14 protein-coding genes and 1 tRNA gene are annotated in these 13,640 nt (G+C 60.1%); 3 read left to right on the top strand and 12 right to left on the bottom strand.

What is annotated here, in order from left to right:
* Nucleotides 1-14: 14 nt before the first annotated feature.
* The 6 genes from ACIP21_RS05080 to ACIP21_RS05055 all read right to left on the bottom strand — a co-directional run bounded on the left by ACIP21_RS05080 (nt 15) and on the right by ACIP21_RS05055 (nt 5,162).
* Entirely contained in the window at nt 15-950 is a 936-nt protein-coding gene (locus ACIP21_RS05080) for a hypothetical protein (protein ID WP_223717804.1), read from the bottom strand.
* Nucleotides 951-1,074: 124 nt separating this feature from the next.
* The gene (locus ACIP21_RS05075; RefSeq protein WP_223717803.1) at nt 1,075-1,350 is read right to left on the bottom strand and encodes a hypothetical protein; all 276 of its coding nucleotides are present in this window, start codon (nt 1,348-1,350) and stop codon (nt 1,075-1,077) included.
* Complete coding sequence (locus ACIP21_RS05070; protein ID WP_400685862.1) at nt 1,347-2,327, bottom strand: integrase domain-containing protein; 981 nt, start codon at nt 2,325-2,327, stop codon at nt 1,347-1,349. The genes ACIP21_RS05075 and ACIP21_RS05070 overlap by 4 nt, the downstream gene beginning before the upstream one ends.
* 929 nt (nt 2,328-3,256) lie before the next feature.
* Nucleotides 3,257-4,576 carry a tyrosine-type recombinase/integrase gene (locus ACIP21_RS05065; RefSeq protein WP_400684697.1) on the bottom strand — a complete coding sequence of 440 codons (1,320 nt, stop codon included), beginning with the start codon at nt 4,574-4,576 and terminating at the stop codon, nt 3,257-3,259.
* 163 nt (nt 4,577-4,739) lie between these two features.
* A tRNA-Thr gene (locus tag ACIP21_RS05060) sits at nt 4,740-4,815 on the bottom strand.
* Between the two features lie 98 nt (nt 4,816-4,913).
* A complete protein-coding gene (locus ACIP21_RS05055; RefSeq protein WP_400684694.1) occupies nt 4,914-5,162 on the bottom strand; it encodes a hypothetical protein in 249 nt (82 codons plus the stop codon).
* A gap of 457 nt (nt 5,163-5,619) precedes the next feature.
* Here ACIP21_RS05055 and ACIP21_RS05050 point away from each other — a divergent pair, with 457 nt between their 5' ends.
* Nucleotides 5,620-5,898, top strand: coding sequence for a DUF3077 domain-containing protein (locus tag ACIP21_RS05050; RefSeq protein ID WP_400684691.1), 279 nt, complete (start codon nt 5,620-5,622; stop codon nt 5,896-5,898).
* A 291-nt stretch (nt 5,899-6,189) separates the two neighbouring features.
* Here the strand turns inward: ACIP21_RS05050 and ACIP21_RS05045 are convergent, their stop codons facing one another.
* The 5 genes from ACIP21_RS05045 to ACIP21_RS05025 all read right to left on the bottom strand — a co-directional run bounded on the left by ACIP21_RS05045 (nt 6,190) and on the right by ACIP21_RS05025 (nt 10,515).
* Complete coding sequence (locus ACIP21_RS05045; protein WP_400684688.1) at nt 6,190-7,395, bottom strand: methyltransferase; 1,206 nt, start codon at nt 7,393-7,395, stop codon at nt 6,190-6,192.
* A 133-nt stretch (nt 7,396-7,528) separates the two neighbouring features.
* Nucleotides 7,529-8,218, bottom strand: a complete 690-nt coding sequence (locus tag ACIP21_RS05040) for an ABC transporter permease (protein ID WP_400684685.1) — start codon at nt 8,216-8,218, stop codon at nt 7,529-7,531.
* Nucleotides 8,219-8,911, bottom strand: coding sequence for an ABC transporter permease (locus ACIP21_RS05035; protein ID WP_400684682.1), 693 nt, complete (start codon nt 8,909-8,911; stop codon nt 8,219-8,221).
* A gap of 57 nt (nt 8,912-8,968) precedes the next feature.
* Nucleotides 8,969-9,730, bottom strand: a complete 762-nt coding sequence (locus ACIP21_RS05030) for an ABC transporter substrate-binding protein (protein WP_400684679.1) — start codon at nt 9,728-9,730, stop codon at nt 8,969-8,971.
* An 11-nt stretch (nt 9,731-9,741) separates the two neighbouring features.
* Nucleotides 9,742-10,515 carry an ABC transporter ATP-binding protein gene (locus ACIP21_RS05025; protein WP_400684676.1) on the bottom strand — a complete coding sequence of 258 codons (774 nt, stop codon included), beginning with the start codon at nt 10,513-10,515 and terminating at the stop codon, nt 9,742-9,744.
* 631 nt (nt 10,516-11,146) lie between these two features.
* Between ACIP21_RS05025 and gabP the strand changes: the two genes are divergently transcribed.
* The gene (gene gabP / locus ACIP21_RS05020) at nt 11,147-12,532 is read left to right on the top strand and encodes a GABA permease (protein WP_400654371.1); all 1,386 of its coding nucleotides are present in this window, start codon (nt 11,147-11,149) and stop codon (nt 12,530-12,532) included.
* Nucleotides 12,533-12,729: 197 nt separating this feature from the next.
* Here the strand turns inward: gabP and ACIP21_RS05015 are convergent, their stop codons facing one another.
* Entirely contained in the window at nt 12,730-13,173 is a 444-nt protein-coding gene (locus tag ACIP21_RS05015) for a hypothetical protein (RefSeq protein ID WP_110639159.1), read from the bottom strand.
* Nucleotides 13,174-13,347: 174 nt separating this feature from the next.
* Here ACIP21_RS05015 and ACIP21_RS05010 point away from each other — a divergent pair, with 174 nt between their 5' ends.
* Nucleotides 13,348-13,638, top strand: a complete 291-nt coding sequence (locus ACIP21_RS05010) for a type II toxin-antitoxin system RelE/ParE family toxin (RefSeq protein ID WP_400684673.1) — start codon at nt 13,348-13,350, stop codon at nt 13,636-13,638.
* Nucleotides 13,639-13,640 lie beyond the last annotated feature (2 nt).

Genomic DNA, 13,640 nt, shown 5'->3' with positions numbered 1-13,640 from the left:
GGCAAGGGTGCTACTTATTTTTTCCAGTCGGCGATATGCAGAATTTCGCCTAGCAATAGATAACAATTGAGAAATAGCGATCTAGCTTCTTCGGCAGATACATCGTTATGAACGCCTGTCGATACTCGGTCATAAAGGTTTGCGAGATTTTGACGAATTTTAACTTTTCGTGACTTGCTTTCGATTCTCTCATGAACGAATGCATTGATCCTGTTCTGATGCTTATTGGCGCCCAGTGTAATTTCATTTCCGCCAATATTAATCGTCGTTTCTCTTGCAGGGTAAATAGAGTCTGCAAAAGAATCAATTATTCTGCGAACTGTGGTCAATGCTTGGCTGATAGATTCCGCATTGCCCTCTGCCAATCTAGACATTACTGATGGTATCTGTTCTAAAACGTCGCCACAATTGGCGGATATTAAACTGTCAACGTCACTTTTATATTTTTCGAAAATGGATTCGGACAGATTGTCAAATTCTTTTTCGTAATAAATTGCAGAAACAAAATTATGGAGAATAGAAAGAACGCGACTTTTAATTCCGCTTAGGGTGGATATATAGCTTGTCGTATTCCCTAGCTGTTTCTGATACATGTCCATCACGCGGAGCGCCCAGTCTCCGCTAGTGTCGGGAGTAGTTAGAGATTTTAACTTTATATTTTGAGCTGCCAGTGCGGCCTCCTGTTGTGCAAGAGGTCCCCAGTAGCCTTTCATTTCATCTATATTTGTCCATCTACCTGTAAGCCCCATATATTTAAGCGATATTTCGTTTGTACTGTTGTATCCTTGCATCTCCAAGTTGATCCAGTATTTGATTTCGTCGGATCCCACCCATCGGGCCAATCTTGAAGCTTTCAAAAGCAAGGACTCAGCAGGCAGTCTGCTGAGTTCGATGTCGTCCAGTAGCTCTTTGGCTAAGGCTAAAATATGCTCTGATCTACTTTGTTCCACTGAACGCTCCTAGCGTAAAAAAGTAAGAATTGCTACCTCCTGCAATACCATAATGCCACTGGGATGTCGACAGTGCGCTTTGGGCCGATTGCTGTCGGTCGTTATTGTCAGGATCAGATCTCACTCAGAGATTGAAAATCCATGATTTTTCTAGGCGTCGAGCGAGCAACCGGATTGTCAATATGTAGTAATAGCGAGTCGCCTGACCGTGCTGGCTTATGCGATGTTCGAGAAACCAAGCAACATGTTTTCTTTGCCAAGCCCAAGGTGTATCTCGTTGCCACCGCTGCGCGATTTCAGCCTGGATGACCTTGGCCTGCCGCATATGACGCTGCTGGGTCACGCGTGACCCCGTGAGTATCCCGCTGAGGAAGAGTTCCATGTCGAATGGCTTACTCATGTCCGCCCTCCAATGTAGGCAGCGACCACATCGAGCCGACCGTGCCCCAGCTCATAGCTGATGATCCTGCGGGCTTCACGATCAAGGCACAGATCTCCCTGGCAACATTCACCGCAGTTAATAGGTGCGCGGTGCTGGGTGATTTGTTCATAGCGTTCACACGCAAACGCCGCCCGTAGCTCATGAAAGCCTTTTAGGTTCTGTGCATGCAGTATGTCCCGCGCAGGGCGGATGATCTCTTGCAGAAAACTCAGGTAGCTTTTGTGTGGCGCAATAAGGTTGCGGCTACCCGCAGGCGACACTCGACGTGCAAACTCAAGAGCATTTTGGACATGGTCGTCTACCGCAATCCAACGTGGTGCCGAGGCGCCGGCGCGACCACCTTTGGTGCCATCCTGAATGTTGATCCTGCCTAGGACATTAGCCTCATGGCTCAACCGTGGCAGGTCAGCCAAGATGGCCTCACGTAAGCGCATGCCGGTGGCTCGCGCCACTAGGACGACAGCGGCGGCGCGTAGCTGATGGTGGCGGCAAAGCGCATCGACGATCTGCTGAACCTGTTCGCGGTGTTGGCCCTGCGGCACTGAGTGACGGACCCCGGTACGCTGCATACCCAACGCCTTGCTTGGGCTGGGCAATTTCACGCACTGATCACCGCGAAGCGCTGCCATGGCCCTGTTAACACTGGATAAGCGGTTTTGTGCGGTGCTGACGGCGAGGTTACCGCGCCCAACCAGGTCACGCAGATGCGCCGCATAGTCGGCCAACACCTTTCGATCAATCTGCCGCGCATCATTAAGGCCGGGCCCCTGTTCGGAGCGGCACCACTTTACGAATGCCTGCCACCGATCACAGTGCGCTTTGACCGTGCCATAGTGGCCTCCGCCGAACATGTCTTTCAGCGCCTGCGGCCCCGCGTAACTCAATTGCCTGCCGTAACCGAAATTACGACCATCGCGTCTACCCACCAATGCCATGTCGGTCACCTCATCTCTTGCTCTCCAGTCCTCGCCCCACGTCATCCCGCCAAGAATGCTGAGTGTTATCAGGGATCAAGGCCCCTGCGACCTGTGGGGATGCCCTCTAACGCGGGACTGGCGGCTCTTTACGTCCAAGAGCAAGGACATCTCATGATCTGGCCTCCTGAGCACCGTTACCGGTGGGCGGGTAGAGGCTGCATTGGCTGACGAGACCAGTGCCTGAAGATCCTGAGCCGGGTGAACACAGCGGTGCGATGACCGGGGCATGCCTGACTGTCAGTCAGGTGCAGTCCATTCCCTGGTCTGCGGCACCATCATCTGCAGCGCTGTTGCTGATGACATCGGCGTTTGTCACGCCGATTGTCACGAGTGAAGTCGCCGCAAAGCCAAGTGCGATGAGGGCTGCAGCAGTGTCAGGAGCGCCCGTCTCTTTCCGGTGAAAGAGACGGGGGCAGGTTGGCGCACGCGAAATGGCCAAGCGGATAGGTTGCTGCTGAGCAGATGGGTAGGGTGGTTGCCGCAGGGGCAACGATATTGAGTTGGCATCCATCACACGGGTAGTGACCGTACGAGCTGCCGGACGCGAATCGTACTTGCGGGTGAACCACCGCGGGAGCGGCGTGACCTTTAAGGTTCGGGTCACCTGGGGTGCTGTCATCGACAGCTCTTGCGACTCCCGGTCTACGCTTGTGGACAATATTCGTCAAGCAGCGGGATATCAGGGATTTAGCGCCTGTGGATAAAACTATCCCCCGGTGGACATCAGTGGTTTTCCACAGACGTAAGCTGTGCCAGCAGTTTTTTTCTTAGGTATGGTCCTTTCAAACGGGGCGGCTTTGCAGCCCCGTTTGAAAGGACCTGCGCGGAGGAGCTTCATGCGGTGCTGTGGGTAACTTCACAGCGAGTTGAGGTGGTGGTGCGGCGGGTTACTCGGTCCTCTTGGCACTGCGAAGCCGCGTGACGTTCTCGCCCGTCTGCTTGGCAAACTCATGCGGCGTCACATGGTCCTCGCGGTTCGCCTCCAGAAACCGGCTCCACCAGGTCATGATCATCCGGCGTTCTTCGAGGAACTCGGCCTTGTGGGTATAAGCGGCCCGGACGTTGTTGCGCTCCTTGTGGCTCATCTGGCGCTCGATCGCTATCTCTGACCACAGCCCGGACTCGACCAGCGCACTGCACGCCATGGCTCGGAACCCGTGGCCGCAAATATCCACCTTGGTGTCGTAGCCCATCGTCCTGAGCGCGGCATTCACCGTGTTCTCGGACATCGGCTTCCACGGTTTGGCATCTCCCGCGAACACCAAGTCGAACTTGCCGGTGATCGCGTGGATCTGCTCAAGCAAGGTCACTGCCTGCTGCGATAACGGTACAACGTGAATGTCCCCGGCCATCTTCGTACCCCTTGTGGAAAACGGCACGCCGTCCAGCGCCGGGCGGGTGTCGGGGATCTCCCAGATGCCGCGATTGAGGTCGAATTCGTTCCAGCGGGCGAAGCGCAGTTCACTGGAGCGTACGAATACATGCAACGACAGCATCACCGTGAGGCGCGTGAGCGGGCGACCTCTGTAGTCCTCAATGCATGCCAATAGCTCTGGAAGCCGCGATAGGGGTAGTGCGGGCCGGTGAGTTACTCGCGGTGTCTTGATCGATCCATCGAGGTCGTGAGCCGGGTTCGCCGTGATCAGCCGCAGCCGTTTGGCTTCGCGCATGATGCTTTGCAGGTAGTTCTTGATCCTGAGCGCCACGTCGATGGTGCCGCGCTTCGTCACGGCTTCCAGTGGTTGCATGAGGTCGTGGGTGTCCAGCTCAACGATTGCTCTGGCACCGATTAAAGGGAACACGTGGGTCTTCAATCGGCTGAGCACTGTCTTGGCGTGGCTGGGCGCCCACTTCGGCACCATGCTCGCATGCCAGTCGAGCGCAACGCTTTCGAAGGTGCGGCCATTGATCACGGCTTGGGTCTTTGTTTGCTGCTTGTACTGGATGGGATCTATGCCGTTGGCGAGCTGCTGCTTGATCTCGAAGCGCTTGCGGCGTGCGTCGCCTAGCCCGACCACCGGATAGCTGCCGAGGGCGGTCAGGCCTTCGCGGCCATCCGGTTTCACGTACCTGAGCCGCCAGCCTTTGCGGCCGTTGGGTTGCACAAGCAGGTAAAGACCGTCGCCGTCGAAGAGCTTGTACTCGCGCTCTCTGGGCTTCGCCGTGCGACAGGCGGTGTCTGTAAGCGGGGCAGTGGTGCGGGCCATAAGGGTAGTCTCCGATATCGAAACGGACCTCTATCCTTAAAACTACCCTTATTAGCGCTGGCTACCCTCGGAATCCGACGGAACGCCAAAACGAAAAAACCCGCCAGAAGGCGGGTTTTTCGGGGGTTCCAGAGATTTTGAAAGCTTTCTATGGAACCTTGAATGGTGCCGGCACCAGGAATCGAACCCGGGACCTACTGATTACAAGTCAGTTGCTCTACCATCTGAGCTATACCGGCAATGGGGCGTCATTATAGCGATCGGTTGGCGTCTGTAAACCACTTCCTTGCGAAAGCGCTCAAATACCCTAAGTCACCGGCCCAGAAGGAGATTTTTCCTACCAGCCGCGGTGGATGGTATTGACGCTCGGCTCGGTCTTGCCTGGGTTGAAGAACAGCTTGTCGTTGTCGCAACCACGCTTGCGGCAAGGGCTTTCTGTGCGCAGGGGCAGGCCGTTGTCGCCGCCCAGCTGCATGCCGGGGGTGTTCCAGTCCAAGCTGCTGGCAGGCTGCGGGGTCGGGTGGTTGGCGCAGGCGCCGAGGGTCAGGGTCATGGCCAGCAGGGCAAGGGATTTGGCGTAGGTCACGATGGTGTAGTCCGTTAGTCCATTGTCGATTCTGGCGCAACGCCAGACGGTCGCGGGGCTGGCGGGCAGCGCGCGACGTAGCTTTTTAATGATTTGGGCGGCGGATGATACACCGTCCGAAGTCTTCGTGGGTGCCCAGTGTATCTGTAGGAAGTTCCTGAACTTGAAACATCGTGCTTCAGGTTCAAGGTATTTGGGAATTACCCTACGACCGCTGCCGCACTGTCGCCATTGGCGGGCAAGTGCTCTGGGGATAACGTTCTCGTGTCGTTTCGGCGACCGGGTGTGAGAACCCGAGGTGAATAAGCGGTAGCGTTTCATGGCGGCCGTACGCGGGCAGATTTCGGTCTGGCCGAGCTTCCTTATTCCCTCGGTTTCTCACCCCTCGTACGGCAGCCACCCCAATCCCTGAGAAAGATTCGGATGGTTTTCATCTTTATGGAATGAGGATTGGCCAATGAACAAGCGTGTTCCCGACGCCCCTATCACCACGGCAGGGGTCGAAACCTTTCTCGAAGCAGGCAATCCGCCCGCAGATCTCTTGCGCGTACAGCCCGGCATTCCCATCGACGATGCCTACGAGCACGTATCTGTGCTGCTGGGCTACATCAAGCATCTTGTGCGCGAGGGAGATATGGAGGACGACCACAAGTTGTTGGGCGCTTCCGACTATCTGCTCGCACTGGCCAAGGCGCTGATGAACGACATCGAGATTGCCAGGAACAAGGCGCACTGATTCAAGGCCGCTTTCGCGGGCAAGCCCGTTCCCACAGGCCACGGTAATCCAGCTCGTATTTCTGCTGGTATCGAGGACGCCCGCCTAATCGAATTTTTGTTTATGCACAAGAGGCATTATCGCCTTGCGCGAAAGGCATGCCGTTTCGCACAGCCGCCGGTCTTTGCGCAAACGCCTGTTTTTACTGGCCTTCAGGCGAGGGTCGGAATAAGCCAAGCGTTTGAAATAGCGCTTGGATCCAACCATTCATCACAAGCTTGTTCACAGACTTATCCACAGGTTTTGAAGCGCTTAAACGCCGCGTTCAGCCAGCAGCAGCAGGTTGCGCGGGGTGAGTGGATAGTCGCAGAAGGTGCCCAGGCGGACTTGGTAACCCTGTTCTTCGAGGAACAGGGCGCGATCGAGCACCAGCCATAGCTCCAGCGGGCGGCGGAACAGCTTGCGCAGGCGCTCGAGGTTGCGCACTTCGGCCAGGCGTTGCCAGCCGGCGGCCTCCAGCGCAGCCCAGTCCGGTTTGCCGTGCAGTTCGACGTTGCGCAACTGCGCCAGCTCCCGGCAGTACTGCTCGAAGGGCTTGTGCAGCCAGGCGGTCGGCAGGGAGGGGGTGGGCAGGTATTGGTCGCATTGGCGCTGCTCGCGCTGCAGCAAGTCGAAGGCCAGGCGCCGGGCCATGGAGCTGTCGCGTTGCTGGCGCACGCGGGCGCTGGCGGTGACGGCTTCGCTCAGCGGCAGGCCGAGGTCGATGATGTCCAGACGCAGGGGCGACTGCTGCGCGGCTGTGGATAACGGCTGGTAGTGCTCGCCGGGGATGCGGTTGTAGCAGCAGGGCGCCACGGCCAGGTGGCGGCAGCCCTGGGCGCTGGCCTGGCGCAGCAGGTGCACGTGCAGTTCGCCGCAGGCGTGCAGGGCCACCACGCTTTTGTCGGGGCCCAGGTGCTGGGCGCTGCCGGCGGCCATCACGTCCTGGCGGATATGGCTGGCGGGCAGGTGGTGGTGATTGCTCAGGGCCTGGCCGTCGGCCACCAGTTCCGGGTCGTATTCCAGGCAGGTCAGCTGCTGGCCGGGTTGCAGCAGGCGGCGGCCAAGGTGGCCTTTGCCGGAACACCAGTCGAGCCAGTGGCGGGTCTGCTCGCGGAAACCCAGGTGGCGGCTGAAGGCTTCGATCTGCTGCCATTTGCGGCCGGGGACGGCGACGTCGAGGCGATGGCCGGCGGGGGGCAGGCCGGCGTCCGGCAATTCGCCCACGGCGGACAGGTGCTCGGCCTGTGAGGCGAGTTGTGGGAACGGGGCAGGCAGGTGCTGTGGGGCGATGTCGGCTTCGGCGTCGGCCAGGGGGCATTGGCGCAGGTGGGCGGCGAGTTCGGGGTAGGTGCTTTCCCAGTCCAGGCGCAGGGTGGTGAAGGGCCTGGGTTTCCACAGCGGTTGGTGCTCGGTCAGGAACTGGTCGAGGGCCTGGAAGCGGTCATGCAGCTGAGGGCTGTGGAGGTAGGAGGGCATGGGTAGGTTTGAGGGGGGTGTTGGTTTTCGGGGCCTCTTCGCGGGTAAACCCGCTCCCACAGGTATAGCGCCAACTTCAAGAATGGCGCGGTACTTGTGGGAGCGGGTTTACCCGCGAAGAGGCCAGTGGGGATCAGCGGCCCTGGGAGGCGTCGACGCGCAACCAGCGCTCGAGCAGCTTGAAGCCTTGCACCAGCACGAACGAGATCACCAGGTAGAACACCCCGGCGGCGAAGAAGATCTCCACCGGCAGGTAGGTCCGGGCGATGATCGTGCGGGCCATGCCGGTCAGGTCCAGCAGGGTCACGGTGCTGGCCAGGGCGCTGGCCTTGAGCATCAGGATCACTTCGTTGCTGTAGGCCGGCAGGCCGATGCGCGCGGCGCGCGGCAGCATGATGTACCACAGCGTCTTGCCGCGCGACATGCCCAACGCCCGCGCCGCCTCGATCTCACCCTTGGGGATCGACTGCAGCGCGCCGCGCAGGATCTCGGCGATGTAGGCGGCGGTGTGCAGGGTCATGGTCAGCACCGTGCACCAGAACGGGTCGCGCAGGTACGGCCACAGCGAACTGGAGCGCACCGCGTCGAACTGCGCCAGCCCGTAGTAGACCAGGAACAGCTGTACCAGCAGCGGCGTGCCGCGGAAGAAGAAGATGTAGCTGAACGGCACCGCGCGCACGTACCAGTGGCGCGAGGAGCGGGCGATGCCCAGCGGGATGGCCAGGATCAACCCGGCGATCACCGCGATGGCCAGCAGCTCCAGGGTCAGGGTCGCGCCCTGGGCCAGGCGCGGCAGCCATTTGAGGATGACTTCCCAATTCATTTATTCGGCCCTCGCAAAGCCGCGAGCGGCGCGTTTTTCCATGAAGTGCATGCCGGTCATGGCGACCACGGTCAGGCTCAGGTAGATGCAGGCGGCGACCATGTAGAAGGTGAACGGCTGTTTGGTCACGGTCACGCCGATCTGCGCGTGGCGCATGATCTCTTCCAGGCCGATCACCGACACCAGTGCAGTGTCCTTCATCAGGATCATGAACAGGTTGCCGAGGCCGGGCAGGGCGATGCGCCACATCTGCGGCAGGATGATCCGCGACAGGATGCGGCCCTTGGACATGCCCAGCGCCAGGCCGGCCTCACGGTGGCCCTTGGGGATCGCCAGGATCGCGCCGCGGAACACTTCGGTTGCGTAGGCGCCGAAGCACAGGCCCAGGGCAATGACGCCGGCGGCGAACGCGCTGAGCTCCAGGCCCGGCATGTTCAGGGCGTTGCCGAGGCTGTTCATCAGCCCGACGGTGCCGAAGTAGATGAGCAACACCCAGAGCAGCTCGGGCACGCCGCGCACCAGGGTCGAGTAGAAACCGCCAAGCCATTGCAGTGGCTTGACCGAGGAAGTCTTGGCCAAGGCGCCGAGCAGGCCCAGGACCAGGCCCAGCAGCAAGGCGCAGAGCGCCAGTTTTACGGTCATCAGGGTGCCGGCCATCATGGCCGGACCGAATCCGTGCAGGTCGATATTCATGGGCAACTGTGTTCAAGGGACAGGCACCGCGCCAGCGGCGATGCCTGTCGGGGCGAATCAATAGATGCTGAACGGGAAGTACTTGTCGTTGATCTTCTTGTAGGTGCCGTCGGCGACAATTTCCTTCAGCGCGGCATTGAGCTTGTTACGCAGCTCGGTGTCGCCCTTGCGAATGGCAATGCCGACCTTGTCGCTGTCGTTGACCGGCTCGCCCTTGAACTCGTAGTTCTTGCCAGCCTCGGACTTCAGCCAGTCGTAGTTGGCGTACTTGTCCGCCAGCAGGGCGTCGACACGGCCGGAGGTCAGGTCCAGGTAGGCGTTTTCCTGGGTGTCGTACAGGTTGACCTTGAAGTCGCCGTCCATGCCGCCGTTGTCGTCCAGCCAGGTCGCGGCCTGGGTGGCGCGTTGGGTGCCGAGGGTCTTGCCCTTGAGCGAGGCGCGGTCGGTCTTGAAGTCGACGTTCTTCGGCGCGATGAACTGCTGCTTGTTGGAGTAGTACGGGTCGGTGAAGTCCACCGCCTGCTTGCGCTCGTCGGTGATCGACAGCGAGGAGACGATGAAGTCGAACTTCTTGGCGTTCAGGGCCGGGATGATGCCGTCCCAGTCGGAGGTGACCACTTCGCACTCGACCTTCATCTTGGCGCACAGGGCGTCGCCGATGTCCTTGTCGAAGCCGACGACCTGGCCGCTGGCATCCTTGTTGTTGAACGGTGGGTAGGCGGCTTCGATACCCATGCGCAGTTTTTCCGCGGCCATGGCATTGGCCGACATCACCAGGGTGGCAGCGGCTGCCAGGAGAAACTTCTTGTAAGTGTGCATGTATTGCTCCGTTAGCGGTGGCTGGACATGAATTGCTTGCAACGCGCCGAGGTCGGGTTCTCGAAGACCTGCTGCGGCGATCCCTGCTCTTCAACCAGGCCCTGGTGCAGGAAGACCACTTCACTGGACACCTGGCGGGCAAAGTTCATCTCGTGCGTCACCAGCAGCATGGTACGGCCTTCTTCGGCCAGTGCGCGGATGACGTTAAGCACTTCCTGGACCATTTCCGGATCGAGCGCCGAGGTCGGCTCGTCGAACAGGATGACCTTGGGCTTCATGGCCAAGGTACGGGCGATGGCGGCACGCTGCTGCTGGCCACCGGAAAGCTGGGCGGGGTAGCTGTGGCGCTTGGCATAGATGCCGACCTTGTTCAGCAAGGCTTCGGCGGCTTCGATGGCCTCGGCCTTGCTCTGGCCGAGCACGCGGCGTGGCGCCTCGATGATGTTGTCGAGGATCGACATGTGCGGCCACAGGTTGAAATTCTGGAAGACGAAGCCGATTTCGCTGCGCAGGCGGTTGATCTGGCGGTTGTCGGCGGCGACCAGGTCGCCGTTCTTGGCGGCCTTGAGCTTGAGGGTCTCGCCGGCGACGAGGATTTCGCCCTGGTGGGGGTTTTCCAGCAGGTTGATGCAGCGCAGCAGGGTGGACTTGCCGGAGCCGGACGACCCCAGGATGGAGATCACGTCACCGTCGCGCGCGGTCAGCGAAATGCCCTTGAGAATTTCCTGGTCGCCGTAGCGTTTGTGCAGATTGCGGATTTCCAGCGCGGGCGTGGCCTGGGCCATGTGCGGTCCTCATGTGTTCGGGTGCGTTCCCAGCTGTTGGCGGCCTTCCTGGCGAGCGCCAAGCTAGCATAGCGTCATCAGGGCGGCCAACAGGGTCGCAGGGGGCTCGAGGCTGTGCCGGGGCAGTTTGTCGCATCGCTGCAGTGCAACGTCGCGCAGATGTCCGCAAAGGGTTGGCCCCTGCTCCATCGCCTCGATGAAAAAAGGCGCGATGGTGCCAGTTTTGGGCAGTTCATGGAAGCGCTTTCGGACCATTCGCGGGGCAAGCCCGCTGCCACGGGGTGATACTTCAGCCCCGGTTTTGGCGATATTCGGGTTGTACCTTTGGGTTGCACTTTTTGCCTTGCGCTGGTGCATAGGTGTTACCGAGGAGCACCTTTGGTGCGTTTGTAAGTGGGTATTTCCGTAATCCGGATTTGGCATGGGGATTTGGCGATCATTCGGTCAGACCATGGCCTAATGCCCGGCAAGCCGCGCCGTTTATGGGCAGTCGGACCTTTCTGACGAATGCATTCAGCACATGGCCCACTTATTGCCATCTGGAAGTCACCGATTGCAGCGTCGCCCGAATCGACCCTCGGCACGCTCGGCTTTCGCAATCGAGTAGTCCACTCCTTACAAAGGTAGTTTTATGAGCGGTAACAATTCCAATGACCTCGCTCAGGGGCTCAAACAACGGCATGTGACCATGCTGTCCATTGCTGGCGTGATCGGCGCCGGCCTGTTCGTCGGTTCCGGCCATGCCATCGCGGCTGCCGGCCCGGCCGTGCTGCTGGCCTATGCGGCCGCCGGTACCCTGGTGGTGCTGGTGATGCGCATGCTCGGTGAAATGGCGATCGCCTCGCCCGACACCGGTTCGTTCTCCACCTACGCCGACCGCGCCATCGGGCGCTGGGCCGGTTTCACCATCGGCTGGTTGTACTGGTGGTTCTGGGTGCTGGTGATCCCGCTGGAAGCCAACGCCGCTGCAGCGATCCTGCACGCCTGGTTCCCGTCCGTGGACCTGTGGGCCTTCTCCCTCCTTATTACCCTGGCGCTGACCCTGACCAACCTGTGCAGCGTCAAGAACTACGGTGAGTTCGAGTTCTGGTTCGCCTTGCTCAAGGTGCTGGCGATCATCGGCTTCATCGTCGTCGGCTGCATCGCCATGTTCGGCTTCGTGCCTAGCAGCCAGGTGAGCGGCGCGTCGCACCTGTTCGACACCCAGGGCTTCATGCCCAATGGCCTGGGCGCGGTGCTGGCAGCCATGCTGACCACCATGTTCTCGTTCATGGGTACCGAAATCGTCACCATCGCCGCTGCCGAATCGAAAGACCCGGGCAAGCAGATCAGCCGCGCCACCAACTCGGTGATCTGGCGTATCTGCCTGTTCTACCTGGTGTCGATCTTCCTGGTCGTGGCCCTGGTGCCGTGGAACGACCCGGCGCTGGCCGAAGTCGGCTCCTACCAGACCGTGCTCAGCCGCATCGGCGTACCGAACGCCAAGCTGATCGTCGACATCGTCGTGCTGGTGGCAGTGACCAGCTGCCTGAACTCGGCGCTGTACACCTCGTCGCGCATGCTGTTCTCGCTGAGCAAGCGTGGCGACGCCCCGGCCATCGCCCAGCGCACCACCAAGGCGGCGACCCCGCATGTGGCCGTGCTGCTGTCGACCGCTGCCGCGTTCCTCTGCGTGTTCGCCAACTACGTGGCCCCGGCCCAGGTGTTCGAGTTCCTGCTGGCCAGCTCCGGCGCCATCGCCTTGCTGGTGTACCTGGTGATCGCCGTGTCGCAGCTGCGCATGCGCAGCCAGCGTGAGGCCCGTGGCGAGAAGATCGCCTTCAAGATGTGGCTGTTCCCGGGGCTGACCTGGGCCACCATTGCCTTCATCGTCGCCGTGCTGGTGGTGATGGCGCTGCGTGAGGACCACCGGGCCGAGATCATCGCGACGGCGCTGCTTAGCATCGGTGTGGTGGCGGCGGGCTTGCTGGTGCATCGCAAGCGCGAGGCTAACGCGCGGGTGGCGCTGGATAACTGATCCGCGCTGGCTGAAATGAAGAAGGCCGCGTCCTCTGCAGGACGCGGCCTTTTTTGTTGCCGGTGCGGGCCCTTTCGCGAGTGAACCCGCTCCCACAGGGTTTACGCTGGCCTCAGGCCTGTGGCTAGCCCTGTGGGAGCGGGTTTATCGAGGCGTCGAACCGCCGCGAAGAGGCCGGAGCAGGTTACATGGCCCGATCAGCCAAACTGCTTCTGCTGCTGTTGCTGCTTGGCCACCAGCTCGGATGCCGCGATGTAGGCTTCCTGGAACTCATCGCTCTCCAGCCAGGCCATGGTGGTGTCTTCGTCGGCGCCGTCGAGCCAGGTGCGGTAGGCGTTGAACACCAGCACGATGTAGTCGGTGGCGTGCTCTTCCTTGTGGCCTTTGAGCACCAGTGCCAGTAGCGGGTCGACCAGGAACACCGAGATCATCGCCACCAGGCCGGTTTCCTGGGCGGCCTTCATCTTGTCGAACAGCTCTTTGTAGCTGTCGGTCTCCATGGCCTTGTTGAACACCTGCTCGATGCTGGCGCTGTCACCGGCGCTGGCCTTGACCGCCTGGCCGCTGCGCACCATGCGGTTCTGCTTGGCCTTGCTGGCGGCGCGCTTGGCGCGTTTCTGTTGCTTGGTAGGGGTGGCCATGGGAATCCTTGGAGGGTGTGGCTGAAAAGTGGGCGTATTGAAGCGTAGTTGCCCGAGAAACCCAAGTGCTGGCGCTGGGATACCCATCGCTTTGATGCAGGCTGCCTCCGGGCTACAAACAGTTTGAAACACGCCCGAATTGATGTAGTGTGAACTACGGTTTACATTTTTCCCATGCACACACTATTACAAACCGACAGCTACAAAAGGTGGTTCGCTGCGTTGCGGGATGCTCGTGCACAGGCTCGAATCAATGTGCGCTTGCGGCGAGTCGAGCTTGGCGCGATGGGCGACTGTAGGCCGGTAGGTGAAGGAGTGTCCGAACTGCGGATCGACTATGGTCCGGGCTATCGGGTGTATTTCGTTCAGCGAGGCTATGAGGTGATCATCCTTCTGGCGGGTGGCGACAAGTCCAGCCAGGCCAAGGACATCAGATCAGCCCTCAGGCTGGCACGCGAGCTCTAGGA

This window comes from Pseudomonas sp. NPDC089401, assembly GCF_044749485.1.
In the GTDB taxonomy this organism is placed as follows: domain Bacteria; phylum Pseudomonadota; class Gammaproteobacteria; order Pseudomonadales; family Pseudomonadaceae; genus Aquipseudomonas.
This window is presented reverse-complemented; position numbering and strand designations above follow the sequence as displayed.